Raw genomic sequence first — 25,872 nt, 5'->3', positions numbered from 1 at the left:
GCCGGTCAGGCGGTCTGCGGCTGTCCGGCGAACAAGCCCTCGCGAATCCGGTCGATGAGCCCGTTCACCGCTCCGAGCGAAGACCAATGATCGTGGTGCACGACGCCGGGATATTGCTCGGAGCGCGCGACGAAGGCGCCATCCAGATCGGACCAGTGCACATGCACGGCGGACAGCCGGACCTCGCGTTCGAAGTCGTTCATCGCCAGCCTCTTCTCGACGGGAATCGGCGGTGAGCCGATCGCTCGCCGCCGAACTGATTACTACATAGAGTAGTTTCCCTACCCCGCCGGTCGGGAGTGACTTTGGACAAGGTCCGTGTGAAATTCGTCAAGATCGGGCGGGGACTTCGTACTCCGGCAGTTCGATCGCATTGGCGGCCTGCGCCAGCGGCTTGATGATCGGACGCAGCGCCAGGCCCCGCCACGGCAGATACCGCAGCAGCTTCAGCATGGTGGTCTGCATGCGGATGGCGCGGTTGCCGGTGGCCACCATCCGGGTGGCATTGGACCAGCCGAGGCTGAGGTTCAGCTCGACGTACTCGCGCAGGCGGGCCTGGTAATTCGGGAAGGCGACGGTGTGATCGCCCGCGGCGGCGAGCAGTTCACCGGCGAGCAGATACGCACCGACCAGCGCCATGCTGGTGCCCTGGCCGGAGAGCGGTGACGGGCAGTACGCGGCATCGCCGACCAGGGCGACCCGGCCCGAGGACCAGTGGTCGAGGTGGATCTGGCTGACGGTGTCGAAGTAGAAGTCCGGAGACTGCGGCATGGCGCGCAACAGGTTCGCGGTCTCCCAGCCGCCGCCGGCGAAGGCCGCCGCGACCAGGCGCTGCTGGGCGGCGCGGTCACGGCGATCGGGCAGCTCCGCCGGGACCGGGAAGATGAACTGGGCTTTGGCGGCGGAGCTTTCGGTGCTGTACAGCTGCACCACCTTGCCCGGGGTGGGGTGCACGAGCTCCCAGTGATCCAGGCCCAGATCGTTCGGGACGGTGATCACGCAGGCCGCCATGCCGGTGTGCCGGGCGAACTGCTCCTCCGGTCCGAAGACGGTGCGGCGCACGGTGGAATGCATGCCGTCGGCTCCGATCACCAGGTCGAAGATGCGCGGCGCGGCATGCTGGAAGTGCACCTCGACGCCGTCCGGGTGCCGGCGGGCCTCGGTGATCGAATCACCGAACCGGTACTCCACCCCGGATTTGGTGGCGTCGAACAGGATTCGCGCCAGATCACCGCGCAATACCTCGTCGTCGCCGGGGGAACGCAAGCCGATCAGGTCCGGGCCGAGGGTGGCGAGCGCCTTGCCCGATTCGTCGACCCACGCGCCGCCGCGCATAGCGGTGGAGGCTTCCCGGATCCGCGGCAGCAGACCCATGCGCTCGACGACTTCCATTGCCACGCCGCGAATATCGACCTTGTAGCCGCCTTCGCGCAGCGCCGGGGCCTGCTCCACGACGGTGACGGAGAAGCCGTACCGGTGCAGCCAATAGGCGAGGGCCGGACCGGCCACGCTCGCGCCGGAGATCAGGACGGTCTTGTTGGTGAACTGCTGTGCCGAAGTCATGGGAAGAGCATCGGCGGAGGGGCTCACCAAGCCCTCACCGCCAGCTCACCGCCGCTCACCGATCAGGTTGGGCCTGGGCACCATCAGCCTCTTCCGCCCGGTTCAGACCCTCTTCGGCCTGCGCCGCGACGGGCTGCAATCCGCTGCTCCGGGCCACTCCCAGGGCCGACCGGTACCACGAAACCGCCGCTGCCGGATTGCCTTCCGAGAGGGCGAGACGGCCGAGGCCGAGCAACACCCGGCTGCGCGCTTCGACCGCACCGATCGCCGCGTCCGATGCCAGCTCGAGGGCCTCCGCGTAATGCGCTCGCGCGGTGCCGGTGTCGGCCGCTACCGCGAGATCACCCAGCCCGCGTAATGCGTTGGCGCACAGATCCTTCAAACCGAGCGAGCGTGATATCTCGGCGGCACGCCGGTAATCCGCTCGCGCGGCCTCGAGGTCGGGTTCCGCTCCGCCGGAGCGGATATCACCGCGCCGGATGAGCAGATCCGCGATATCGGGCAGCGCGCCCAGCGCGGTATCGAGTTCGATCGCCTCGTCGATGAGGGTGGCCCCCGCCGCGCGATCACCCCGCCGCTCCGCGAGCGCCGCGAGCTTGTCCAGGGTTGTCGCGATCGCCCAGCGATCGCCGATGCGCCGGAAGTCACCGAGTGCCGCAGTGAGTTCCGGCTCGGCATCGCCGGGTTCGCCGGTCATGAACAGCCGCAATCCCTCCCCCAGCCGTGCGAATGCCCGCGACCACGCGTCCCCCTCGAACAGCACCCGCAGCGCCGCCGGCTCACCCGGCAACAGCCCGCCCGCCAACGCCAGCAGGAACACCAATTGCGGTCTTGCCAGCGGCCTGCCCAGCCCGGCCACCGCCGCCCCGGCGCGCGCCTCCTCGGCCGCGAACTCGGGACGCCCGCGACCGGCCACCGCCACGCACAGCGCGTAATCCTCGACCACGTTCCGGTTCGGGCCGCTCCGGTCCGCAAGCGGCGGGTCTCCGGGGCGAACGAGCTGTGCCGCGCTGCCCGATTCCTCGCATTTCCATTGGGCGACAATATGTTTCGCGAGCTCGGCGGCGTCGCCTGGACGACCGCTGAGCCACCAGTACCAGGCTTGGGCGGCAATCAGTCGGATTGCCACGGCCGGGTCGTTGCGGGTCGCCCAATGCAGGGCGGCCTGGAGGTTGTCGTGGTGGGCGGCGAGGCGGGCCAGCCAGTCGAGTTGATTCCGGCCGCGGAGTTCGGGGTCGGCTCGTTCGGCCAGGGCGGTGAAGTATTCGGCGTGGGCGCGGGCCAGCTCGTCGTATTCCCCGGCTTCGATGGCGCGGTGGCGGGCGAACTCGCGGATGGTTTCGAGCATCCGGTAGCGGCCGCCGGCTACTTCCACCAGGGATTTGTCGGCCAGCTCGGCGAGCAGGTCGTCGGCGTCGGGGATATCGCAGACCTGGCGGACGTCGTCCTCGGTGGCGCCGCCCGCGAAGACGGTGAAGCGTTGTGCCAGTCGCTGTTCGGCGTGGTCGAGGAGGTCCCAGCTCCAGGCGACGACGGCTTCCAGGGTGCGGTGGCGGGGTTCGGCGGTGCGGTCGCCGCGCGCGAGCAGGCGGAAGCGGTCGCCGAGACGGTGGTCGATCTGGTCGGGGTTCAGGGTGCGCAGGCGGGCCGCGGCGAGTTCGATGGCGAGGGGGAGACCGTCGAGGCGTTCGCAAATACGCTGGAGGACAGTGATATTCCCGGCGTCGACCGTGAATCCGGGCCGCACGGCGGCCGCCCGGTCACTGAAGAGGCGGATCGCGGGGGCGGAGAGTTGTTCGGGCAGCGGCGCTTCGGGTGCGGCGAGCGGTAGGCGGCCGACCGGGAACACGGTTTCTCCGGTGATGCGCAAGGCTTCCCGGCTGGTCGCGAGTACCCGCAATCCGGGACAGGCGACGAGCAGCCGATGGGTCAGGCGGGCCACGTCCAGGATCACCTGTTCGCAATTGTCCAGGACCAGCAGCATCGGCCGATCGCCGAGCATGGCCAGCACGCGGGCTTCGGTATCGCGGGATCCGTTGTGCGCGGCGGGCTCCCGGCCGCCGAGTGCGCTCGCGACCGCCGCCGCCACCTGCGTGCCGTCGACGAGCGGGGCAAGATCCACGAAACACACCGCGCCACGCGAACGCGCGGCCGCCTCCAGCGCCAGCCGCGTCTTCCCGGTCCCGCCCGGGCCCGCCAGGGTCACCAGCCGCGATTGCGCGAGCAGCGGCAGCAAGCCCGCCAACTCGTCTTCCCGCCCGACGAACGTGGTGAACGGTGTCGGCAATCGCCGGTCCGGCTGCCCCGCGACCTCGTCCGCGCGCAGGATCGCCAGGTGCGCGTCGAGCAACTCCGCCGACGGATCCGCTCCCAGCTCATCGGCAAGCAGTCGCCGCCCCTGCTCGAAGGTTTCCAATGCCTCGGCCTGCCGCCCCACCGCGTACAGCCCGCGCATCAGCAGGGCCCGTGCTCGCTCCCGAAGCGGGTGCGCCGCAACAATTTCCGTCAAACGGGTGACCACGGCGTGCTGCTCCCCCAGCGCCAGCGCCGCCTCGGCCCGATCCTCCTCGACCGCGAGCCGGGCCGCGTCGAGCCGATCCGCCTGCGCCCCCGCGAACGGTGCGTCCAGCACATCGGCCAGGGCCGCCCCGCGCCACCACCCGATCGCCTGGTCCAGCAGCACGGCCGCCGCCCCGGGATCCCTGTCCCGCAACGCTTTGCGGCCCGACTCCGCCGCCGCCGCGAACTTGTGCACGTCCAACGATTCCGGGTCGACCAGCAGCCGGTATCCCGCGGCGGTCGATTCGATCAGCTCACCCGGGGCGGACACCGGTGGCCCGGAACGATCATCGACGGCCGACTTCGACTCTGCCGCAACGCCGTTCCCGTTCTGGGCGGCGCGGAGCGCACGACGCAGACGCGATACCTGCGATTGCAGCGCGTGGCCCGCGTCGGCGGGCGGCTCCGCACCCCAGAGCCCGTCGATCAAGCGATCCCGGCTGACGATCCGCCCGGCATCCAGCAGCAGCAAGGCGAGCAGGGCGCGCACCTGCGGGCCGCCGATCGGCACCGGGGTCCCGTCGGCGCGCTCCAGCTGGATTGGCCCGAGGATCCCGAATCGCACGTCGGCCAGTATGCCGGGCCGGACCGGTCACCCGCCGATCGCGGGGCTGATGGCGGTGCCGCCGCTGACATCGATCACGTTGGCGGTGATCCAGCGCGCGTCATCGGCCGCGAGGAACGCGACCACATCCGCGACGTCGGCGGGCTGCCCCACCCGCCCGAGCGCGCTCATGGCGCTCATGGCGGCACGCATCTGCGGATTGCTGTCGAGGAAAGCGGCCATGCCTTCGGTCTCGGTGGTGCCGGGCGCTACCGCATTGACGGTGATGGCGCGCGGACCGAGCTCCACCGCAAGGGTTTTGGTGAGGACATCGATCGCACCCTTGGTCATGGCGTACGCGATCTGCGAAGGAGCGGCGACCCGGGGCGCGCAGGAGGAGATATTGACGACGCGCCCGCCGTCGCGCAGCAGCGGGATGGCGCGCTGGGTGATGAACAGCGGCGCGGAGACGTTCACCGCGAACAGGCGATCCACGTCGGCGGGCAGCAAATCGCCGATCGCACCGCCGTTGCCGCCGCCGCCCGCATTGTTGACCAGGATGTCGAGCCGCCCGTCCGGCAGCTCCGCCGCGAGACCTTCGAAGAGAGCGTCGATTCCGGCGGCGGTGCCGAGTTCGGCGCCGACCGCGAAAGCCCGGCCGCCCCGGGCGCGGATCTCCGCGACGGTCCGGTCCGCGGCCTCCGCATTGCTGCCGTAATGCACGGCCACGGTCGCGCCGTCGGCGGCCAGCCGTTGCGCGATGGCCCGGCCGATGCCGCGGGAGGAGCCGGTGACGAGTGCGTTCTTGCCGGTGAGCGCCATGATGAATGCCTTTGCCGAGTGGGATCTTGCGAACGAGAACCACTCTGGCCCGGTGCGCTCACCGCGCACTCACCATGCGCTCACCGGGTCAGAGGTCGGCGGGGACGGTGAGGTCGCGGATGAGCAGGGCGGTGTGCAGGGAGGTGCGGGTTTCGCCGTCGTCGAGGTCCACATCGAGGATGCGTTCGATGCGGGCGAGGCGGTCGTAGAGCGTGGGGCGGCTGATGTTCAACCGTTTGGCGAGTTCGGTTTTGTTGCCCGCCAGGTCCAGGAATTGGCGCAGGGTGCGGGTCAGGTCGGCGGCCTGGCGGATGTCGTGGCGGAGCAGGGCGCTCAGTTCGGTTTCCGCGAAGCGCTGGACGCCGGGCTCGTCGCGGATCAGGGCGAGCAGCCCGCGCAGGCGGACGTCGCCGCTGCGGTAGAAGGGGCGGGGGTAGGAAGTGCCCAGCGCGAGAGCGACTTCCGCGACGTGGGCGGCTTGGGCGAGCTCACGGGCGGTGTCCAGCAGCGAGTCCGAGTCCGCGCCGACACCGATGACGGCGCGGTCCACGCCGGCGACGCGGCGGATTTCACCGAGCATGGCGGTGCAGACGACGGCCAGGGTCTCGTCCACCTCACCGGTGCGAGAGACGGCGAGGATGAGGTTGACGCGGTTGCCATGATCGGGGGCGGCCAGCGCGGTGACGCGGGCCAGGTTCACACCGTGCATGGCGGCGTCGAGGATGGCGGCGGTACGGCGTTGGTGGGCAACCGGATCGGATTCGATGGGGGCGCGCACATCGATCGCCAATGGGATGTAGCGGGAGCGGCGGGCCAGGCCGAGGGTGGCGGCGAGGGCGACCGCGTCGCGTTCGTCGGTGAGGCGGCCGGTGATCATGTCGTCGATGAGGCCGGTCTGGGCTTGGCGGTGCAGGCCGAAGCGGTCGCGTTCGATCATGCGGTGCAGGGTCAGGGTTTGGGCGGCGCGTTCGAGCACCATGCGGGCGCGCGCGTTCGGGACGCGGCTGGAGCGCAGGATGAGCCGGCCCCAGCGTTGCGTATGCGGGCCCACCGGAACGACATTCGCGTCGTGATCGGCGAGCAGGCGGGAGGTGTGCTCCCAGTGTTCGAGCAGGGTGGAGGTGGCGGTGTGCCGGGCGGTGGAGGCCAGTACGCGGTGGGTGAGGTCCTCCAGCACCACCGAGGCGTCGAGCATGCCCGCGGCGGTCTTCACGATTTCGGCGAGCGAGGCGCGGCGCACACTGAGCGCGGTGAAGGTTTCGTGCACGGTCCGCGCGAACTCGAGCTCGGCGTACTGGTCGGCCACGATGACCCGGTGCACGGCCTCGGTCACCTCGACGAACCGCACCACGCGATGCAGCGCGATCACCGGCAACCCGAGCCGGTCGGCGGTCTGGCCCACCACGGGCGGCAGTTCCCGGACATAGGTGCCCAATTCGACGACCAGCCCGGAGACCCCGGCGACGGCCAGCGATTCCAGATACTCGACGGTCGCGTCGGACTCGAAGGACAACGCCTGCCCGGTGGTGAGGATCAATTCCCTACCGACCAGCAGTTTCGCGACGTCCGCCAGCTCGCTCACGTGCACCCACCGCACCGGCCGATCCAAGGATCCGCCGCCGACGACTTCCGGCTGCCCGGCGCGCACCACGGGCATCGCCAGGATTTCGGCGACGGACAGGATCACCGACGAATCGTAATACGAAATCCGGAATCGCGTACAGATCGTCGGGATGCGAACAGACTTGAAGGGTGCAGAGTAGTAGCCGGGCCACCGCAGTCCCGCCCGCGACCCCGATAGCACCGGCCACCCCGGTCCCGACCGCCGCCCTCGTTGCCGCGATCGGTCCCGGCGCCGTGATCCGATGCCGCCGGACGGGTTCCGCACCACGCCCTCCAGGGTCCGTCCCCTTCGTGCCGGCGAAGGGGCGGACCCACTCGGCGTATGCGTGGAACCACCGGGCGGCTCGGCTACGAATCCGGTGCTGGACAAATGAATCCGCGGCACCCACCCATCCATCGAATCGAGGACAAATGCGGACAATTGCACACTGGCTCGACGGCAAGTCCTTCGCCGGTTCCAGCGCGGCCACCGCGCCCGTCACCAATCCGGCCACGGGTGAGGTGACCGGTCAGGTCGCGCTCGCGAACGTGGCCGACGTGCGAACGGTCGTCGAGGCGGCCGCCGCGGCCTTCCCGGCCTGGCGGGACGCCTCGCTCGCCAAGCGCACCCAGGTGCTGTTCAAGTTCCGCGAGCTGCTCAACGAGCGCAAACAGGAGCTGGCCGCGATCATCACCGCCGAGCACGGCAAGGTGCTCGCCGATGCCCTCGGCGAGGTGACGCGCGGGCTGGAGGTCGTCGAATTCGCGTGCGGCATACCGCATCTGCTCAAGGGCGGGTACACCGAGAACGCCTCCACCAAGGTGGACATCTTCTCGGTGCGACAGCCATTGGGACCGGTCGCGATCATCTCGCCGTTCAATTTCCCGGCCATGGTGCCCATGTGGTTCTTCCCGGTGGCCATCGCCTCGGGAAACACGGTGGTGCTCAAGCCGAGTGAGAAGGACCCGTCGGCGTCGCTGTGGATCGCCGAACTGTGGGCCGAGGCCGGACTGCCGGACGGCGTCTTCAATGTGGTGCAGGGCGACAAGGTCGCGGTCGACGAACTGCTGGAGAACCCGGCCATCAAGTCGGTCTCGTTCGTCGGGTCCACGCCGATCGCCAAGTACGTGTACGAGAACGGCACCAAGCACGGCAAGCGCGTGCAGGCCCTCGGCGGGGCCAAGAACCATATGGTGGTGCTCCCGGACGCCGACCTGGATCTGGCCGCCGACGCGGCGGTGAACGCGGGCTTCGGCTCGGCGGGCGAACGCTGCATGGCGATCAGCGCGCTGGTCGCGGTCGGCACCGTCGCCGACGACCTGGTGGCGCGAATCGCCGAGCGCGCCAAGACCATTCGCACCGGCGACGGCACCAAGGGCACCGATATGGGACCCCTGGTCACCAAGCAGCATCGCGACAAGGTGGCGTCCTACATCGACGCGGGCGAGGCGGCGGGCGCGAGCGTGGTGCTCGACGGGCGCACCGTGGACGCCGACGGGGCGGCGGACGGATTCTGGCTCGGCCCCACCATTCTCGATCACGTCACCACCGATATGACCGTCTACACCGACGAGATCTTCGGCCCGGTGCTCTCGGTGGTGCGCGTGGAGACCTACGACGACGCCCTCGCACTCATCAACTCCAACCAGTACGGCAACGGCACCGCGCTGTTCACCAATGACGGCGGCGCGGCCCGGCGCTTCCACAACGAGGTCGAGGTCGGCATGGTCGGCATCAATGTGCCGATCCCGGTACCCATGGCCTACTACAGTTTCGGCGGCTGGAAGAACTCGCTGTTCGGCGATTCACACGCGCACGGCATGGACGGCGTGCACTTCTTCACCCGCACCAAGGCCGTCACCACCCGCTGGCTCGACCCCAGCCACGGCGGCCTGAATCTCGGCTTCCCGCAGAACAACTGATCGGAGCGGTGATGACCCTGCCCAATGGTTTGACCCCCGAGGTGGCGCGCGACGAAGCGGCCCGCGCCTACGAACTGGATCGCAAACACGTCTTCCACTCCTGGTCCGCCCAGGCGGCATTGAAACCGATGGTGGTGACCGCCGCGCAGGGCTCGTACCTGTGGGACGGGGACGGCAACCGGCTGCTGGACTTCTCCTCGCAGATGGTGAACACCAATATCGGACACCAGCATCCGAAGGTGGTGGCCGCCATTCAGGCGCAGGCCGCCAAGTTGTGCACCGTCGCTCCCCCGCACGCCAATGACGCGCGGTCGGAGGCGGCGCGGCTGATCGCCGAGCGCACGCCCGGTGAGCTGGACAAGATCTTCTTCACCAATGGCGGCGCGGACGCCGTCGAGCACGCGGTGCGGATGGCGCGGCTGCACACCGGGCGGTACAAGGTGCTGTCGCGGTACCGGTCGTATCACGGCGGCACCGAGACCGCGGTCAATCTGACCGGTGATCCCCGGCGCTGGCCGAACGACCACGGCAATGCGGGGATCGTGCACTTCTTCGGGCCGTTCCTGTACCGGTCGCGGTTCTATGCCGAGAACGAAGAGCAGGAATCCCAGCGCGCCCTGGAGCATCTCGAGCAGACGATCCAGTTCGAGGGGCCGAGCACCATCGCGGCCGTCATCCTGGAATCGGTGCCGGGCACCGCCGGAATCATGGTGCCGCCGCCGGGATACCTGGCCGGGGTGCGGGAGCTGTGCGACAAGTACGGGATCGTGTTCATCGCCGACGAGGTGATGGCCGGGTTCGGGCGGACCGGAAAGTGGTTCGCCATCGACAATTTCGGGGTGGTGCCCGATCTCATCACCTTCGCCAAGGGCGTGAACTCCGGGTATGTGCCCCTGGGCGGCGTCGCCATCGCGCCCCATATCGCCGCCACTTTCGATGACCGCGCCTACCCGGGCGGGCTCACCTACTCCGGGCATCCCCTGGCCACGGCCGCCGCGGTCGCGACCATCAACGCGATGGCCGAGGAAGGCATCGTCGAGAACGCGGCCGAAATCGGCGCGAAGGTGATCGGTCCGGGCCTGCGGGAACTGGCCGACCACCATCCCAGCATCGGTGAGGTGCGCGGGCTGGGCGTCTTCTGGGCGGTGGAGCTGGTCAAGGATCGCGCCACCCGGGAACCCCTCGCCCCGTACGGCGGGACCAGTCCGGCGATGATCGAGACCGTGGCTGCCGCCAAGGCCGCCGGATTGCTACTGTTCGTCAATTTCAATCGGCTGCATGTCGTTCCACCGTGCACGATCAGCGAGGCCGAGGCGAAGGAGGGCCTGGCCATTCTGGATCAGGCGCTGACCGTGGCGGACGGAGCGTTGTGAGTTTCGAGGATCTGCAATTCATCGGGGGCGAACGGCGCGGCGGGTCCGGTGACCCGCTGGAGATCGTCGCCCCCGCGACCGGGGAGGTGATCGCCGCCGGAGCGGGGGCGAATGCCGCCGATGTGGCGACCGCCGTGGCCGCGGCCCGGGCGGCCTTCCCGGAGTGGGCGGGTATGACGCCGGGTGCGCGATCGGACATCATGCACCGCTGGGCGCAGCTGCTGCGGGAACGGGCCGAGGAGTTCGCGGCCGTCGAAAGCCTCAACGCGGGCAAGCCGATTCGGCTCGCCAGTGATTTCGACGTGCCGGGCACCATCGACAACACCGCGTTCTTCGCCGGCGCGGCCCGGAACCTGGAGGGCAAGGCGGCGGCGGAGTACTCCGGCGATCACACCTCCTCGATTCGCCGGGAGCCGCTCGGCGTCATCGGATCCATCGCGCCGTGGAACTATCCCTTGCAGATGGCGGCGTGGAAGATCCTGCCCGCCGTGGCGGCCGGAAACACCGTGGTAATCAAGCCTTCCGAGCTCACGCCGCTCAGCTCGCTGCTGTTCGCCGAGACCGCCACCGAAGCCGGGGTGCCGGCGGGGGTGATCAATGTGCTCACCGGAGTGGGCGCGGAGGCGGGTCAGGCGCTGGTCGAGCATCCGGATGTGGCGATGGTGTCGTTCACCGGGTCCACGGTGGTCGGCCGCCGAGTCGCCGCCACCGCAGCGGGTTCGGTGAAACGGGTGCACCTGGAGCTGGGCGGCAAAGCGCCGTTCGTGGTCTTCGACGACGCCGATCTCGAAGCCGCCGCGCGCGGTGCCGTGGCCGGTGCGCTGATCAATGCCGGACAGGATTGCACCGCCGCCACCCGCGCCTACGTGCAGCGCCCGCTCTTCGACGAATTCGTCGGCCGGGTGGCCGATCTCATGGATCAGGTCACGCTCGGCCCGGTGGAAGACCCGGAGACCGATATGGGCCCGCTGATCTCCCTGCACCATCGCGACAAGGTCGCCAATATGGTCGACCGGGCCCGCGATGGCGGCGCGAAAATCGTTCGCGGCGGCCGCGTTCCGGCGCACACCCACCCCGGCGGCGCGTACTTCGAGCCGACGCTCGTCATCGGCGCGGCCCAGGATTCGGAGATCGTGCAGCAGGAGGTCTTCGGACCCGTCCTGGTGGCGCTGCCCTTCGACACCGACGACGAGGCCATCATCCTGGCCAATGACACCGCGTACGGCCTGGCCGCCTCGGCCTGGTCCCGCGACGTGTACCGGACCGGCCGCGCCAGCCGCGAAATCCAGGCCGGTTGCGTGTGGATCAACGACCACATTCCGATCATCAGCGAAATGCCGCACGGCGGCTATAAAGCCTCCGGATTCGGAAAGGACATGTCCACCTACGCATTCGACGAGTACACCAACGTCAAGCACGTCATGTTCGATATCACCGCCGCCGCGCACAAGCCGTGGCACGACGTGATCTTCCGAGCGCAGTAGTCGATCGTCCCGTGCGGGCGGATGCCACCGGCATTCGCCCGCTTCGGCATGCCCATTTACCGATCCCGCTTGTGAAACAACTAAATCCGTCGCGTAACACGGATTTTTCAATGGAATCCCTTGCCCGAAAAGAAGTTTGTGGGAATATCGGTGCATGCCTCCCCCCGCTCTACCCACCCCGACTTCCAGCCGCCGCGGCTTCCTCAGAGCCGGCGCGGTGCTCGCCCTCGGCGGCGCGCTGGCCGCCTGCGGCACCAAAGGCTCCACCAAGTCCGGTGAGCCGGCTTGCAGTGTCCCGGCCGACATCTCGGCCACCGACAAGACGCTGAACTTCTCCAACTGGCCCGGCTATCTCGACGAAGCGCCCGGCAATGCCGAACTGCATCCGACCATGGCCGCATTCACCGCCAAGACCGGCATCAAGGTCGACTATGTCGCGGATATCAACGACAACAACGAATTCTGGGGCAAGGTCGGCGCGCAGCTGAGCTCCTGCAAGAGCATCGACCGCGATATCACCGTCTTCTCCGACTCCACCGCGGTGCGGATCTTCCGGCAGGGCTACTTCCAGAAATTGGATGTGGCCGAGATGCCGAACTTCGTGAAGAACCTGCATCCCATGTTGCGCGGCAGCGATATCGACCCCGCCAACGACCACATGGTGCCGTGGCAGTCGGGCCTGGTCGGCATCGGGGTGAATACCGAGGTCACCGGCGAGGTGCGCAGTATCGACGAATTGCTCACCCGCGCCGATCTGAAAGGCAAGGTCACCTGCCTGACCGAGATGCCCGACACCATGGGGCTGATGCTGCACGCCACCGGCAAGAGCGCCGCCAAGTTCACCGACGACGAATTCGACACCGCCATGGAGAAACTGCGGAAAGCGGTCTCCTCCGGGCATGTTCGCAAATTCACCGGCAACGACTACGTGCAGGATCTGGCCAAGGGCGATATCGCCGCCTGTATGGCGTGGTCCGGCGATGTCATCCAGTTGACCAACGAGAATCCGAAGATCAAGTTCATCAGCCCGGCCGAGGGCGCGGTGCTCTACTCCGACAATGCCATGATTCCGGTGACCTCCGCCAAAGCCACCAATGCCATGGCGCTGCTGGACTATTACTACGATCCCGCCGTCGCCGCCAAGCTGGCCGCCTTCGTCAACTATGTGTGCCCGGTCGCCGGCGCCCAGGAGGAAATGGCGAAGTTCGATCCGCGGCTCGCCCAGAACCCGCTCATCTTCCCGACCGCCGAGATGCAGAAGAAACTCGAGATCTTCATGTCGCTGACCGAGGCCCAGGAGAAGGATTACCAGAGCAAGTTCCAGGCCCTGACGGGGGCGTGATATGTCGGCACAGGACTTGCGCCTGGAAGGCGTGACCAAGAGTTTCGGTGCGTTCACCGCGGTCGACGACCTCGAATTGACCATTCCCGACGGATCCTTCTTCGCCGTGCTCGGCGCCTCCGGCTGCGGGAAGACCACCACCCTGCGCATGATCGCCGGATTGGACGAGCCGACCGGCGGGCGGATCATGCTCGGCGACAAGGACATCACGCATCTGCGGCCGTATCGGCGGCCGATCAATACGGTGTTCCAGAGTTACGCGCTGTTCCCGCATCTGACCGTCGCGGACAATGTGGGATACGGATTGCGGCGCAAGGGAATCGGCAAGAACGACGCCCGCGCGCAAGCCACGCACATGCTGAAGCTGGTGCAGCTGGAGGGGTTCGGCGAACGCAAGCCCGCACAGCTCTCCGGCGGCCAGCAGCAGCGGGTGGCGCTGGCCCGCGCGCTGGTGAACCATCCCGAGGTGCTGCTGCTCGACGAGCCTTTGGGCGCACTGGATCTCAAGCTGCGGCGGCAGATGCAGTTGGAGCTCAAGCGTTTGCAGACCGAGGTCGGCATCACCTTCGTGCACATCACCCACGATCAGGAGGAGGCCATGAGCATGGCCGACACCGTGGCGGTGATGAACGGGGGCAAGCTGGAGCAATCCGGTGCGCCACAGGACATCTACGACTTTCCGGCCAGTGCGTTCGTGGCGAACTTCCTCGGGCAGACGAACCTGATCGAAGCCACCGTCACCGGCGGCGGGGAATTGGTGAGCATCGAGGCGCAGGGACACCGGCTGGCGCTGCCCGCGCACCGGTGCCGGGTCACCGAGGGTGCGGCGCTGCTCGGCATCCGGCCCGAAAAACTGGGCATCGCAAGCGATTCCGAACAGGTGCCGGACGGGCGGCCGAGTGTGAGCGGGGTGGTCACCGACGCCATCTTCCTGGGCGTCTCCACCCAGTACCTGGTGCAGGCCGCCTGGGGCCAGGAGTTGACGGCGCACGTACCCAATGCCGGGCACAGCGAAATCATCAGCCCGGGTTCGCAGGTCGCGCTGCACTGGAATCCCGACCACGCCTTCCTGCTCGGGAGGTCGTGATGCCCGCGCTCCTACCGGCCGCCGCCACCGGCGCGCCGGCCGCCGAACCGGGCCGCGCACGCGGCCTCGCCCCGTACCTGCTGCTCGCGCCCGGCATGCTGTTCCTGCTGGTGTTCTTCGCGGTGCCGACCGTGCAATTGCTGGCGGCCAGCATGTACGACCGCGGCGGATCCATCGAAAGCGGGTATTCCCAGGCCTTTTCGCTGGACAACTTCGGCTACGCGTGGGAGACCTATCATCCGCAGATTCTGCGGTCGCTGGGGTATTCGCTGATCTGCACCGTGCTGTGCGTGCTGATCGGGTATCCGCTCGCCTACGCCATCGCATTGAAGGGCGGGCGGTGGAAGAACCTGATGCTGGTGGCGGTGATCGCGCCGTTCTTCACCAGTTTCCTGGTGCGGACCTTCGCGTGGAAAGCGATTCTGGCCGATTCCGGTGAGCTGGTGGGGTTCTTGCGCGCCATCCATCTGCTCGGACCGGACGGGCGTTTGCTGGCTACGCCGTTCGCGGTGATCGCGGGATTGGTCTACAACTTCCTGCCGTTCATGGTGCTGCCGTTGTTCACCAGCCTGGACAAGTTGGATCCGCGGTTGCTGGAGGCTTCGGCGGATCTGGCGCACGGGCCGGTGCGCACGTTCCTGCGAGTGACATTGCCGCTCACCCTGCCCGGCATCGTGGCCGGAACACTGCTCACTTTCGTGCCCGCGACCGGCGATTACGTCAACGCACAACTCTTGGGCAACACCAATACGACCATGATCGGCAATGTGATTCAGTCCCGGCTGCTGGTCGTGAAGGACATCCCCACCGGGTCGGCGCTTTCCGTGGTGCTGATGGCGGCCATCCTGATTCTGGTCCTGCTTTACCTGCGCAAGACCGATACGGACGAGGTGGTCTGAGATGGACCGACTCTCGGGACGCTCGGGGGCCTCGCCCCGGAAACCCCAACCGCGGATTGTTCGGTGGTTGCGCACCAATTGGGTGCTGCTGCTGGGCTACCTCGTGCTGGCCTACATGCTCGCGCCGATCGCCGTGGTACTGCTGCTGTCCTTCAACCAACCCGGCAGCCGCAACACCACCTACGTCCTGGATTTCGACGACTTCCACTTCACCTGGCACAACTGGACCGATATGTTCGGCCCGGCCGGTCTGCGCGACGCCCTCGGCATGAGCCTGCTCATCGGCGCGCTCGCCGCCCTGATCGCCACCGTCCTCGGCACCGGAATCGCCTTCGCGCTGGCACGTTATCGCTTCCGCGGCCGCTCCACCGTGCAGGCGCTGATCTTCCTGCCCATGGCCACCCCCGAGATCGTGATGGGTTCGTCCCTGCTGACACTCTTCATCGGATTCGGTATCCCGCTCGGTTTCTGGGCTATCCTCATCGCACACGTGATGTTCTGCCTCTCGTTCGTGGTCGTGACCGTCAAGGCCCGGCTGGCAGGACTCGACCCCCGGCTCCAGGAGGCCGCGATGGACCTCTACGCCACGCCGTTCCAGGCGTTCCGGTCCGTTGTGCTCCCCCTGGTCCGGCCCGGCATCATGGCCGCGGCGCTGCTCGCGTTCTCGCTGTCCTTCGATGATTTCGTGGTCACCAATTTCACCGCCGGCCAGGCGCAGACCTTCCCCATGTACGTCTGGGGCATCAATCTGCGCGGTATCCCGCCGCAGGTGAACGCGGTCGCCGCCGCGACCTTCCTCATCTCGCTGGTCTTCGTCATCGCCGGACAGCTGCGCATGCGCCGCCGCTCCGACGACCGCGCCGCCACCAGCTGACTCTGCCCGTAACCGCCGGTCGTCGCCCCATGCGCGGATCGACCGGCGGTTTTTCGGCATTCCCATTCGGGGCTTTCGCGTATCCGCGCACCCATATACCAACGCATCAGTAGTTGGGCCGTCCGGCGGGACCGGGCGGCAAGAGAGAAGGAGGAGATCGGCCATGCAGGCTAAAGGAAGCAAACTGTGGGCGTCGGCCCTGAATGACGCAGCGCCGACGCCTTTCTGGACCGACCGGCCGGAGCGGCCGGCCCCCACCGACCCCTTGACCACCGCCACCCAGGCCGACCTCGCCGTCATCGGCGGCGGCTACAGCGGACTCTGGACGGCGCTGCTGGCCAAGGAACGCAATCCCGGAACCGATGTGGTGCTGGTCGAATCGGCCCTGTGCGGGCACGCGGCCTCGGGGCGCAACGGCGGTTTCTGCGCCGCCAGCCTCACCCACGGCCTGTCCAACGGCATGGAACGGTTCCCGGACGAGATCGCCCAGCTCGAACGCATGGGCCGGGACAACCTCGACGCCATCGAGGCCGCGATCCGCCGCTACGGCATCGACTGCGATTTCGAGCTGACCGGTGAGATGGAGGTCGCCACCGCGCCGCACGAGCTCGAATGGTTGCGGGAGAGCCATGATGAGGCGGCCGAACTCGGCTATCGCAGTGAGCTGTTCGATGCCGCGCAGGTGCAGAACCTGGTGCACTCGCCCACCTATCTGGGCGGCTGGTGGGATCGCGACGGCGTGGCGATGCTCGACCCCGCCCGGCTGGCCTGGGGATTACGGCGGGCCTGCCTGGAGCTGGGGGTGCGGATCTTCGAAGGCACTCCGGTGCAGCGCATCTCGAAGTCGGGCGGTGGGCTCACCCTGCACACCCCGCACGGTGAGGTCCGCGCGCCCCGGGTCGCCCTGTGCACCAGCGCTTTCCAAGGTCCCCTCGCCAAAGTGGCCCGGCACGTGGTCCCCGTCTACGACTACGCGCTGATGACCGAACCGCTCACCCCCGAGCAGCTCGACTCGATCGGCTGGGGTCGCCATCGCATGGGCTTGGGCGACGCCTCGTACCGCTTCCACTACTACCGGCTGACCGGCGACAACCGCATCCTCTTCGGCGGGTACGACGCGATCTACCACTTCGGCGGCCGGGTCTCTCCGAGTCTGGAGTACAACGAAGCCACCTTCGAAACCCTGTGCCAGCACTTCTTCCAGACCTTCCCGCAATTGGACGGCCTGCGCTTCACCCACCGCTGGGGCGGCATCATCGACACCTGCGGCCGATTCTGCGCCTTCTTCGGCTCCGCCTACAAAGGCCGCCTGGTCTACGCCGCCGGCTATACCGGATTAGGTGTCGGCGCAACACGTTTCGGCGCCGAGGTGATGCTGGACCAGCTCTTCGGCCTGGACACCGAGCGCACCCGCCTGCGCCTGGTCCGCTCCCGCCCGCTGCCGCTGCCCCCGGAGCCGCTGCGCTCGGCCGGCATCCAGCTGACCCGATGGTCCCTGGCCCGCGCCGACAGCCACCAGGGCCGCCGCAACCTCTGGCTGAAGGCAATGGACGCAACAGGTCTCGGCTTCGACAGCTGACCGCGACCGCCCGCGCGTGCTCCGGCACGCGCGGGCGAGTCAGTTACCGGCCTGCGCCTCGTCATACGCCCGGCGGGCGACCGCGATGTACTCCCGATGCCCCTCGGCCCAGTCGATGAGCGCATTGACCTGGCCGGAAAGCGTTGCGCCGACGGCGGTCAGGCGATAGTCGACGCGCGGCGGCGAGGTCGGGGTGACGGTGCGCTCGATCAATCCGTCGCGTTCCAGGCTGCGCAGGGTGAGGGTCAGCATGCGCTGTGAGATCCCGTCGATGGCGCGCTGCAATTCCGAATAGCGCTTGGAGCCGTCGGTCAGCAGGGACATGACGAGCACGCTCCATTTGTCCCCCACCCGGTCGAGCACATCTCGCAATTGGCAGACCGCGTGACCCGCCCCCACCTGGTAACGCACATCGGTGTTCGGTACGCGGGTCGAAGTGCCTTCTTCCGTCATGCCCCCATCCTGTTCGAAACTCGGTACACGCACAAGAAGTACCCAACGAACAGAAAGTGCGGTGCAGCAATGGAAGTCGATGCGATCGTGCTGCCGGTGCGGACCGGCGCCCCGATCAGCCGGCGGCCGGAGTGGCCGGACGGGGCATCGTCATGTTCTACGCACCGCGCGATACGGCCGACTGGCGGTGGCGCAGACCGTGCTGCGGGCTTCGTGGGCGCAGGCCGCCGGTAACTGAAATCCCTTCCGACAGAAAGAAGTACATCTCTCATGCGTGCAATCGCGTTCGATGCGTTCGGCGCCGAGCCGGCAGCCCTCGACCTGCCCGTGCCCGAGGCCGGTCCGGGTGAGGTGCTGGTGCGGGTGCGGAACTCCTCGGTCAACGGGTTCGATCTGGGGGCGCTCGGCGGGTATCTGCGGGGCGTCTACGAATACGAGTTCCCGGTGGTGCCGGGCAAGGATTTCGCGGGCACCATCGCCGCGATCGGGCCCGGGGCCGAGGGGTTCGGCGTCGGTGACGAGGTGTTCGGCGTGGTGATGCGGCCGACGCTCGGGCAGGGCGGATGGTCCGAATACGTGGCGGTACCGGCCGGATACGGGGTGGCGGCACTGCCGGTCGGCGTGGATCACGCCACCGCGGGAGCGCTGGGGCTGGCGGGTACGGCCGCGCTGAACTCCGTCGACGCGGTCGCGGTGCTGCCCGGTGAGACGGTGCTGATCTCGGGGGCGACCGGCGGCGTGGGCGCCATCGCCGTGCAACTGGCCGCGGCCCGGGGTGCGACGGTCCTCGCCACCGCGCGGCCCGGAGCGGAGGCCGAATTCGTGACCCGGTTGGGCGCGACACATGTGGTCGATCGCACGGCGGGATTGGACGCGCAGGTTCGCGCGATCGCCCCGGACGGCGTGCACGCCGCACTGCACTTCGCCGGTGACGGTGCGGCGGTGGCCGAAACGGTCCGGGCCGGAGGCAGATTCGCCTCGACCGTGCATTTCGCCCCGGACGATGCGGCGGAACGCGATATCAAGGCGACCGTGATCATGTCGGATCCGAGCCGCGACACGCTGACCCGGCTCGCGGGCCAGGTGGCCGAAGGTCTGCTCGTCGTTCCGATCGCGGCCCGCTACCCGCTCGCCGAAACGCCCCGGGCGGTGGCCGATTTCACCGCCGGGACCTTGGGCAAACTGGGCATCGACATCGACTGAGAGACTCGCCGCCCTTCGTCAGGACTGCTTCCTCCTACGGCGTGCGGAGGATCAGGACGGTGATCTCGCTGGGTGCGAAGAGGCGCAGTTGCGGGCCCCAGAAGCCGGTGCCGCGGCTGGCGTAGAGCTGGGTGCGGTCGCCGTGGCGGCTCAGGCCCGCGACCACCGGTTGTTCCAGGCGGACCAGGTAGTGGAAGGGCCAGATCTGGCCGCCGTGGGTGTGGCCCGAGATCTGAAGGGCCACACCGGCTTTCACGGCGTCTTCGACCTGGCGGGGCTGGTGGGCCAGCAGCACGATGGGGTGGGCGGGGTCGGCGCCGGTGAGGGCGGCGGGCAAGTCGGGGCCGTGGCCGGGGAGGGCGATGCCGGTGGGGTCGTCGATGCCGGCGATGACGAGGCTGTCGCCGTTGCGGGTGACGACCTCGTGCTGATTGCGCAGCGTCTGCCAGCCCAGGCCGGACATGTGGCCGATCCAGCCGGGTGCGTCGCCGAAGTATTCGTGGTTGCCGGTGATGTAGAAGCGGCCGAGCGGGGCGTCCACCTTGCCCAGCGGATCGACCTGGGCGGAGCGGGCGGCGACCGAGCCGTCGGCGAGATCGCCCGCGTGACAGGCGATATCGGGCTGCTGGGCGTTCACCAGGTCCACCACGCGCTCCGACCAGCGCTGCCGGTCCAGGGCCGCGAAGTGGGTGTCGGTGACCACCACCAGGCGTAGTCCGTCCAAGCCGCGGCCCAGACCGGGGATGGTCACCTCGCGCGTGCGGACTCGCGGCAGGCGGCGGGCTTCGAAGACCGCCCACGCCACCAGGACGGCGGTGACGGCCAGCACGCTCGCGGCCACGATGCGCGAACGCGCCGGATCATCGACGCCCGCGATACCCAGCGCCGCACGCGCCACGGTGCCGATGGCAGACCAGGTGAACAGCACCCACAGCACGCCCAGCAGGGTGTCACCGACGATCGACGCCGCATCCGACTGCCGGGGGCCGTGACCCAGCAGCATCCCCGCCGGGAGCGCGGCATAACCGATCAGGAACGCCGCCGTCCCGAGCCAGAACGCCGGGCCGTCGAGGGCGGTGTAGACCAGCAGCCACCAGGGCAGGCCGAACAGCAGGGCGGGGACGGCCAGGAAGAACACCAGGCGGGGTACACGATTCACGAATCGATCCTTCGGGGGTGCGCGACAGCGGTGACCGGCGCGGCGAAACGCACCCGAAGGCACGCGGACTACGGGTGCAACGCCGGGACGGGCCCGCTAGTTCCGGATGGTCCGGACAATCGCGACACAGCACGCGTCGCGGCGGCCCCCGGTCGATCGCATACCTCGGCCGATCCACTCGATGACGACACGCCTGCCCCGCCCGGCACGTCCGGTTGGCCGGAGCGCGACGGGTCGGGAAGGATGGCCGCGTGACCGACGTGACTTCCGGCCGGGGCGGCCCGGTGCTCGACGACATCTCCAAGCGGATCATCGCGCAGTTGCAGGAGGACGGGCGGCGGGCCTACGCGACCATCGGGAAGGCGGTGGGTTTGTCGGAGGCCGCGGTACGGCAGCGGGTGCAGAAGCTCTCCGATGCCGGGGTGATTCAGATTGTGGCCGTGACCGATCCGCTGCAAGTCGGCCTGTTCCGGCAGGCCATGATCGCGATCACGGTGGACGGGCCGGTGCAGCCGGTGGCCGATGCGCTCGCCGCCATCGAGGAGATCAATTACGTGGTGGTGGCGGCCGGGCGGTACGACGTGCTGTGCGAGGCCGTCTGCCCGGACGACGAAGCGCTGCTGGAGCTGGTCTCCACCCGGATCCGTGCGCTCGCGGGCGTGCGGCACGCGGAGATCATGGTGTATCTGAAGCTGCGCAAGCAGACCTACAGGTGGGGTACGCGCTGAGTGCTGTTCGGCGGGTGCGGGATTCGGATCAGTCGACCGGGTCCTGGAGATCGGCCAGTTCGGCGGCGAGATTGACGCGCGCCGCCGCTTCGTAGCGGGCGCGGGCGGCCGGGGTGCGGAACAGGTGCTCCTGTGCCGCGAGCCCCTCCAGCACCGCCGCGCGGCCGGGGCGGAAGAACTCGTCGGGCACGTGCGCGTATTCGGCCCGGACCGCCGCGGTGTAGGCGGCGTAGATCGGTTCGTCCGCGGCGAGAACAGCCAGATCCGCATCGCACAGCACCGCGCCGTTCGCGTCGGCCGGATCGGGATGATGCCCCGCGGTCAGCCGCACCAGCCGGGCCACCTCGGCCACCGTCTCCGCATCCACACCCAGCCCGGGCAGCACGGTTTCGGCCAATTGCGCACTGCGCTCCTCGTTCTCACCGCGATCCACCGCGTACACGGCATCGTGGAAGAACGCGGCGTAGCGCACCGCGGCCGGATCCTTCGCGTCGGCGGCCAGATCGTCGATGACGGTCAGCATGTACGCCAGATGGTCGACCGTGTGATAGCGACGATGCGGTTCCTGATACCGATGGATCAGGTCCTCCCCCACCTCGCGAGCGGACGGGCCGGCCAATTCGATCCAGCGGTCCAGCAGTTCCGCGGCGGTATTTCTCCCCATCCAGGCAGGATACTGTGCATCCATGTCGATGCAGCCTCGTCGGTGGAAGCCGCCACCCGCCACCCCGCGCGCACGCCGAAAGCGCAGTGCCCCGGTGATGCCGGAGTTGCGGCGGATCGAACTGCCCGGGCAGGGGCCCGAGGATGTGGTGGTGGCGGCCGACGGACGCGTGCTGACCGGCATCGACGACGGTGTGATCCTGGCGATCGACCCGCGACTGGGCACCATGGAAACGATCGCGCGCACGCCCGGACGCCCCTTGGGCCTGCACGCGAATCCCGATGGCTCCGTACTGATCTGCGACACCGTCGGCGGGCTGCTGCGCCTCGAACGGCCCGGCGGGCAGTTGGAAACGCTGGTGCACAAGGTGGACGGGGAGCCGCTGAACTTCCCGAGCAATGTGGTGCGAGCCGCCGACGGGACGATCTACTTCACCGAATCGTCACGCCGCTGGCCGCTGGAAGCGTGGATGGGCGACATCCTCGAACATTCGGGTACCGGCCGGCTGATGCGGGTGACCACCGGCGGTGAGGTCGAAATCCTCTTGGACGGACTGGATTTCGCGAACGGTGTGGTGCTCGCGCCCGACGGGTCGAGTGTGCTGGTCGCCGAGACCGGCGGCTATCGCATCACCAGATACCGGCTGACCGGCGACGGGGCGGGCACTCACGACCGCCTCACCGAGAACCTTCCCGGCTTCCCCGACAATATGTATCTCGGCAGTGACGGGCTGATCTGGGTCTCCCTCACCTCGCCGCGAAACCCGTTGCTGGACAGCCTGCTTCCGCTCCCCGGCCTGCTGCGCAAACTCGTCTGGTCGATTCCCGAAGCGCTGCAACCGAAACCGGAGCGCACCGTCTGGGCCATGGCCTTCGATTTCGACGGCAACCTCGTCCACGACCTGCAACGCGAGGGCACCGACTACGCCATGGTGACCGCGGCCGCCGAACACGAAGGCGTCCTGTATCTGGGCAGCATCAGCGAATCCGCGATCGCGGTCACCCGCGTGCCCTAGGACTTCTGCGCCTCGTCCTGCGCATGCTGGGCCTGGGCCAGCTGTGCGGGCGTGTAGCGCAGGGTGAGCGCGATCAAGCCCATGACGGCGGTGCCGATCGCGCAGACGAACAGCACCAGGGTGTAGCCGTTGCTCAGGGCATCGATCTGGAGCGGCGACATATCGGTCACCTTGGTGCTGCCGCCGACCGCCAGCGTCCGCGAGGCCGCGACGGGGCTGAGCAGGCCGACCGCGAACGGCGTGCCCATGCTCATGAACATCTGGCCGACCGCCGACAGCGGACCGATATGCGCCATGTCCACCCCGACCAGCACGCACAGCGGCAAAATGCAGATGCCGACGCCCACCGCGAAGCCGACCAGCGACAGCAGGATGAGCAGGGTCGGGAAGTACTCGGCCGAACTGTCCAGCGTGGAGCCGAAGAACAGGCCGCCCGCCAGCAGCAGCGCCGCACCGAGCAGCAGCCAGCGCGCCTTCACGAACATGGCCAGCTTGGACGCCACCGCCGTGCCCACGCCCGCGCCGAGCGTGAACGGAATGCTGGCCAGACCCGCCGACAGCGGGCTGTAGCCGAGCACGTTCTGGAGGAACTGCGCGACGAAGAAGGTGGTCGCGCCCAGCACGCCCGATAGCAGGAAGATCGCCGCGAAGGTGATCACCCGGTCCCGGCTGTCGAACAGCGACCACGGCAGCAGCGGATTCTCCACATCGCGCTCGGCGAAGACGAACACCACCAGCAGCACCAGGCCGCCGATCACCGAACCGAGAATGATCGGGTTGTCCCAACCCATTTCGGGGCCCTCGGTGGCGCCGAACACGATGGCCACGCACGCGAGCGTGCCCAGTACCGCGCCGCGGATATCGAGGCTGATGCGGTGGTGTTCGGTATCGCGCAGCTGGTAGATCGCCCCGAGGACGATGAGAATGCCGATCGGCACATTGATCCAGAAGATCCAGCGCCAATCCACCTCGGTGAGCGCGCCGCCGAGCACCAGACCGCCGACCGATCCCACGCCGACCATCGACCCGAAGATCGCGACCGCCTGATTGCGGGCGGGCCCGGGCGCGTAAGTGCTTGCCACCAAAGCGAATGCGGTCGGTGCGGCGATCGCCGCCCCCGTCCCCTGCAACGCGCGCGCCGCGATCAGCCAGGCTTCGTTCTGCGCGGTCCCGCAGAACGCGGACGCGAGCGTGAACAGCCCGACACCGTAGATCAGCATCTTCTTACGGCCGAACGAGTCACCGAGCCGCCCACCCAGCAGCATGAGCCCCGCGAACGGCAGCCCGTAGGCCGTCACCGTCCACGCACTGCCCGCACTGGAGAGTCCCAGCTGCTCCTGCAATCGCGGCAGAGCCAGAATCATGACGGTGCCGTCCAGCACCACCATCAACTGCAACCCGCTCAAAACGAGAATCGCGAGCCCGAACGCCCGCTTGGTCACCGGATACTGCATCGTCGCAGCGGGGTTCTCGAGCACCCCGCCACTGTAATAGATCCCCCCGCCGAACCCCCTGTCGGCGAAAGCGGGAACCGGCTGCGGCACGCACTCACGCGATGCCGCAGCCGTTTCCCGGTTACCACTCGGTCAGGAGAGATCGGGGGCGCCGGCGGTGAATCCGGCGGTGGGGCCGATGACGATGATCGCGGGCGGGCGGATGCCTTCGGTGCGCACGCGCTCGGCGATGGTGGCCAGGTCGGCGCGCAGGATGCGCTGGGTGCGCAGGCTGCCCTCCTGGATGACGGTGGCGGGGGTATCGGCCGAGCGGCCGCCGGCCATCAGCGCGTCGGCGAACTTCTCGATCCGCTCGACCGCCATCAGCAGCACGATCGTGCCGCGCAGCTTGGCCAGGGCGGGCCAGTCGACGAGGGAGTCCGGGTGGTCGGGGGCCACATGGCCGCTGACCACCACGAATTCGTGGGTGACGCCGCGATGGGTGACCGGGATGCCCGCCAGGGCGGGCACCGAGATGGCGCTGGTGACGCCGGGGACGACGGTCACGGGGATGCCCGCGTCGACGCAGGCTTCCAGTTCTTCGTAGCCGCGGCCGAACACGTAGTTGTCGCCGCCCTTGAGGCGGACCACGAACTTGCCCGCCTTCGCGCCCTCGATGAGCGCGGCGTTGATGTGCTCCTGGGCCATGGCGCGGCCGTACGGGATCTTGGCGGCGTCGACGACCTCGACATCCGGGCCGAGTTCGGCGAGCAGCTCCGGCGGGGCGAGCCGGTCGGCGACAACGAGATTCGCCCGGGCCAGCAGGCGGCGGCCGCGCACGGTGATCAGATCCGGATCGCCGGGGCCGCCGCCGACCAGCGCCACGCCGGGGGTCACAGGGGCCGAATCATCGGTCACCACACCGGATTGCAGCGCCTCCAGCAGTGCGTTGCGCACCGCCGCGGACCGCCGGTGCTGGCCGCCCGCCAGCACGCCCAGGCTCATGCCGTCGTAGCGGGCGGTGGCGGGGGTGACGGCGGTGCCGAGGCGGGCGGTATCGGCGCGCACGCAGAACACGCGGCGACGGGTGGCCTCGGCGACCACGGCCTCGTTGGTGGCGGGTTCGTCGGTGCAGGCCATGGCGTACCAGGCGCCGTCCAGATCACCGTCGGCGTAGTCCCGCAATTCCAGGGTGAGCTGCCCGGAGGTGGCCATGCCCTCGACGGCGGGGGTGGCCTCGCGGGCGATCACATGGACATCAGCACCGGAGGAGATGAGCAGTCCGAGCCGCCGCTGGGCGACGGTACCGCCGCCTACCACGACGACGCGACGGCCGTTCAGATCCAGGCCGACCAGGTAGTTCGGGTCGCCGGCGGGCTGTTCCTCGGAGGGGACTGACGTGTGCTGCACAAGGTTCGACACTACGGCGTGCGCTCGCGTGCGCTGCAATCGACCGGCGTCCGTTCAGCAACCGATATCCAGCTCACGGTCGCGTGCGGGCCGCTGCGCACGGCCGGAAACACGGGAGTGGCGGTCGCGCGCGGGTTCTCGCCGTGCGGGCGCGGG

21 protein-coding genes are annotated in these 25,872 nt (G+C 68.6%); 11 read left to right on the top strand and 10 right to left on the bottom strand.

Annotation, left to right across the window (positions count from 1 at the left end):
• Nucleotides 1–5: 5 nt before the first annotated feature.
• The 5 genes from NI1_RS30390 to NI1_RS30370 form a co-directional block, all read right to left on the bottom strand.
• On the bottom strand, nucleotides 6–203 hold the full coding sequence (locus NI1_RS30390; RefSeq protein WP_067827501.1) for a hypothetical protein: 198 nt from the start codon (nucleotides 201–203) through the stop codon (nucleotides 6–8).
• A gap of 127 nt (nucleotides 204–330) precedes the next feature.
• Entirely contained in the window at nucleotides 331–1,563 is a 1,233-nt protein-coding gene (locus NI1_RS30385) for an FAD-dependent monooxygenase (RefSeq protein ID WP_067827855.1), read from the bottom strand.
• 55 nt (nucleotides 1,564–1,618) lie between these two features.
• On the bottom strand, nucleotides 1,619–4,687 hold the full coding sequence (locus NI1_RS30380; protein ID WP_067827498.1) for an AfsR/SARP family transcriptional regulator: 3,069 nt from the start codon (nucleotides 4,685–4,687) through the stop codon (nucleotides 1,619–1,621).
• Nucleotides 4,688–4,714: 27 nt separating this feature from the next.
• Nucleotides 4,715–5,488 (bottom strand): SDR family oxidoreductase, encoded by a 774-nt coding sequence (locus NI1_RS30375; RefSeq protein ID WP_067827495.1) that lies wholly within the window; start codon nucleotides 5,486–5,488, stop codon nucleotides 4,715–4,717.
• 88 nt (nucleotides 5,489–5,576) lie between these two features.
• Nucleotides 5,577–7,175 (bottom strand): PucR family transcriptional regulator, encoded by a 1,599-nt coding sequence (locus NI1_RS30370; protein WP_067827491.1) that lies wholly within the window; start codon nucleotides 7,173–7,175, stop codon nucleotides 5,577–5,579.
• A 347-nt stretch (nucleotides 7,176–7,522) separates the two neighbouring features.
• On the opposite strand from NI1_RS30370, the gene NI1_RS30365 reads away from it, so the two are divergent.
• The 8 genes from NI1_RS30365 to NI1_RS30330 all read left to right on the top strand — a co-directional run bounded on the left by NI1_RS30365 (nucleotide 7,523) and on the right by NI1_RS30330 (nucleotide 17,651).
• The gene (locus NI1_RS30365; RefSeq protein WP_067827488.1) at nucleotides 7,523–9,013 is read left to right on the top strand and encodes a CoA-acylating methylmalonate-semialdehyde dehydrogenase; all 1,491 of its coding nucleotides are present in this window, start codon (nucleotides 7,523–7,525) and stop codon (nucleotides 9,011–9,013) included.
• Nucleotides 9,014–9,024: 11 nt separating this feature from the next.
• Nucleotides 9,025–10,386: an aspartate aminotransferase family protein gene (locus NI1_RS30360; RefSeq protein ID WP_067827485.1), complete on the top strand. Its 1,362-nt coding sequence runs from the start codon at nucleotides 9,025–9,027 to the stop codon at nucleotides 10,384–10,386.
• A complete protein-coding gene (locus NI1_RS30355; protein ID WP_067827481.1) occupies nucleotides 10,383–11,870 on the top strand; it encodes a gamma-aminobutyraldehyde dehydrogenase in 1,488 nt (495 codons plus the stop codon). Before NI1_RS30360 ends, NI1_RS30355 begins: the two co-directional genes overlap by 4 nt.
• 154 nt (nucleotides 11,871–12,024) lie before the next feature.
• Entirely contained in the window at nucleotides 12,025–13,212 is a 1,188-nt protein-coding gene (locus tag NI1_RS30350; RefSeq protein WP_067827478.1) for an ABC transporter substrate-binding protein, read from the top strand.
• Nucleotide 13,213: 1 nt separating this feature from the next.
• Nucleotides 13,214–14,299 (top strand): ABC transporter ATP-binding protein, encoded by a 1,086-nt coding sequence (locus NI1_RS30345; RefSeq protein WP_067827475.1) that lies wholly within the window; start codon nucleotides 13,214–13,216, stop codon nucleotides 14,297–14,299.
• A complete protein-coding gene (locus NI1_RS30340; RefSeq protein ID WP_067827472.1) occupies nucleotides 14,299–15,198 on the top strand; it encodes an ABC transporter permease in 900 nt (299 codons plus the stop codon). The genes NI1_RS30345 and NI1_RS30340 overlap by 1 nt, the downstream gene beginning before the upstream one ends.
• A 67-nt stretch (nucleotides 15,199–15,265) precedes the next feature.
• Nucleotides 15,266–16,072 carry an ABC transporter permease gene (locus tag NI1_RS30335; RefSeq protein WP_218026842.1) on the top strand — a complete coding sequence of 269 codons (807 nt, stop codon included), beginning with the start codon at nucleotides 15,266–15,268 and terminating at the stop codon, nucleotides 16,070–16,072.
• A 163-nt stretch (nucleotides 16,073–16,235) separates the two neighbouring features.
• Nucleotides 16,236–17,651 carry an NAD(P)/FAD-dependent oxidoreductase gene (locus NI1_RS30330; protein WP_067827466.1) on the top strand — a complete coding sequence of 472 codons (1,416 nt, stop codon included), beginning with the start codon at nucleotides 16,236–16,238 and terminating at the stop codon, nucleotides 17,649–17,651.
• Nucleotides 17,652–17,690: 39 nt separating this feature from the next.
• On the opposite strand, the gene NI1_RS30325 is transcribed toward NI1_RS30330, so the two are convergent.
• The gene (locus NI1_RS30325; protein ID WP_067827463.1) at nucleotides 17,691–18,104 is read right to left on the bottom strand and encodes a winged helix-turn-helix transcriptional regulator; all 414 of its coding nucleotides are present in this window, start codon (nucleotides 18,102–18,104) and stop codon (nucleotides 17,691–17,693) included.
• 270 nt (nucleotides 18,105–18,374) lie between these two features.
• On the opposite strand from NI1_RS30325, the gene NI1_RS30320 reads away from it, so the two are divergent.
• Complete coding sequence (locus NI1_RS30320) at nucleotides 18,375–19,307, top strand: NADP-dependent oxidoreductase (RefSeq protein ID WP_067827461.1); 933 nt, start codon at nucleotides 18,375–18,377, stop codon at nucleotides 19,305–19,307.
• Nucleotides 19,308–19,341: 34 nt separating this feature from the next.
• Here the strand turns inward: NI1_RS30320 and NI1_RS30315 are convergent, their stop codons facing one another.
• A complete protein-coding gene (locus NI1_RS30315) occupies nucleotides 19,342–20,466 on the bottom strand; it encodes a metallophosphoesterase (protein ID WP_067827457.1) in 1,125 nt (374 codons plus the stop codon).
• 251 nt (nucleotides 20,467–20,717) lie between these two features.
• On the opposite strand from NI1_RS30315, the gene NI1_RS30310 reads away from it, so the two are divergent.
• On the top strand, nucleotides 20,718–21,194 hold the full coding sequence (locus NI1_RS30310; RefSeq protein ID WP_067827454.1) for an Lrp/AsnC family transcriptional regulator: 477 nt from the start codon (nucleotides 20,718–20,720) through the stop codon (nucleotides 21,192–21,194).
• A gap of 28 nt (nucleotides 21,195–21,222) precedes the next feature.
• On the opposite strand, the gene NI1_RS30305 is transcribed toward NI1_RS30310, so the two are convergent.
• Nucleotides 21,223–21,858, bottom strand: coding sequence for an HD domain-containing protein (locus NI1_RS30305; RefSeq protein WP_067827852.1), 636 nt, complete (start codon nucleotides 21,856–21,858; stop codon nucleotides 21,223–21,225).
• A 22-nt stretch (nucleotides 21,859–21,880) separates the two neighbouring features.
• Here NI1_RS30305 and NI1_RS30300 point away from each other — a divergent pair, with 22 nt between their 5' ends.
• The gene (locus NI1_RS30300) at nucleotides 21,881–22,873 is read left to right on the top strand and encodes an SMP-30/gluconolactonase/LRE family protein (RefSeq protein WP_245663472.1); all 993 of its coding nucleotides are present in this window, start codon (nucleotides 21,881–21,883) and stop codon (nucleotides 22,871–22,873) included.
• Here NI1_RS30300 and NI1_RS30295 read toward each other — a convergent pair.
• Both NI1_RS30295 and cobA read right to left on the bottom strand, forming a co-directional pair.
• Nucleotides 22,870–24,327: an MFS transporter gene (locus NI1_RS30295; protein ID WP_067827849.1), complete on the bottom strand. Its 1,458-nt coding sequence runs from the start codon at nucleotides 24,325–24,327 to the stop codon at nucleotides 22,870–22,872. The genes NI1_RS30300 and NI1_RS30295 overlap by 4 nt on opposite strands.
• 132 nt (nucleotides 24,328–24,459) lie before the next feature.
• The gene (gene cobA / locus NI1_RS30290; RefSeq protein WP_067827449.1) at nucleotides 24,460–25,716 is read right to left on the bottom strand and encodes a uroporphyrinogen-III C-methyltransferase; all 1,257 of its coding nucleotides are present in this window, start codon (nucleotides 25,714–25,716) and stop codon (nucleotides 24,460–24,462) included.
• Between the last annotated feature and the right edge of the window lie 156 nt (nucleotides 25,717–25,872).

The sequence above is a fragment of the Nocardia inohanensis NBRC 100128 genome, from assembly GCF_001612945.1.
GTDB classification, from domain to species: domain Bacteria; phylum Actinomycetota; class Actinomycetes; order Mycobacteriales; family Mycobacteriaceae; genus Nocardia; species Nocardia inohanensis.
The sequence above is the reverse complement of the archived record's forward strand: the minus strand, read 5'-3'. Positions and strand labels throughout refer to the sequence as shown.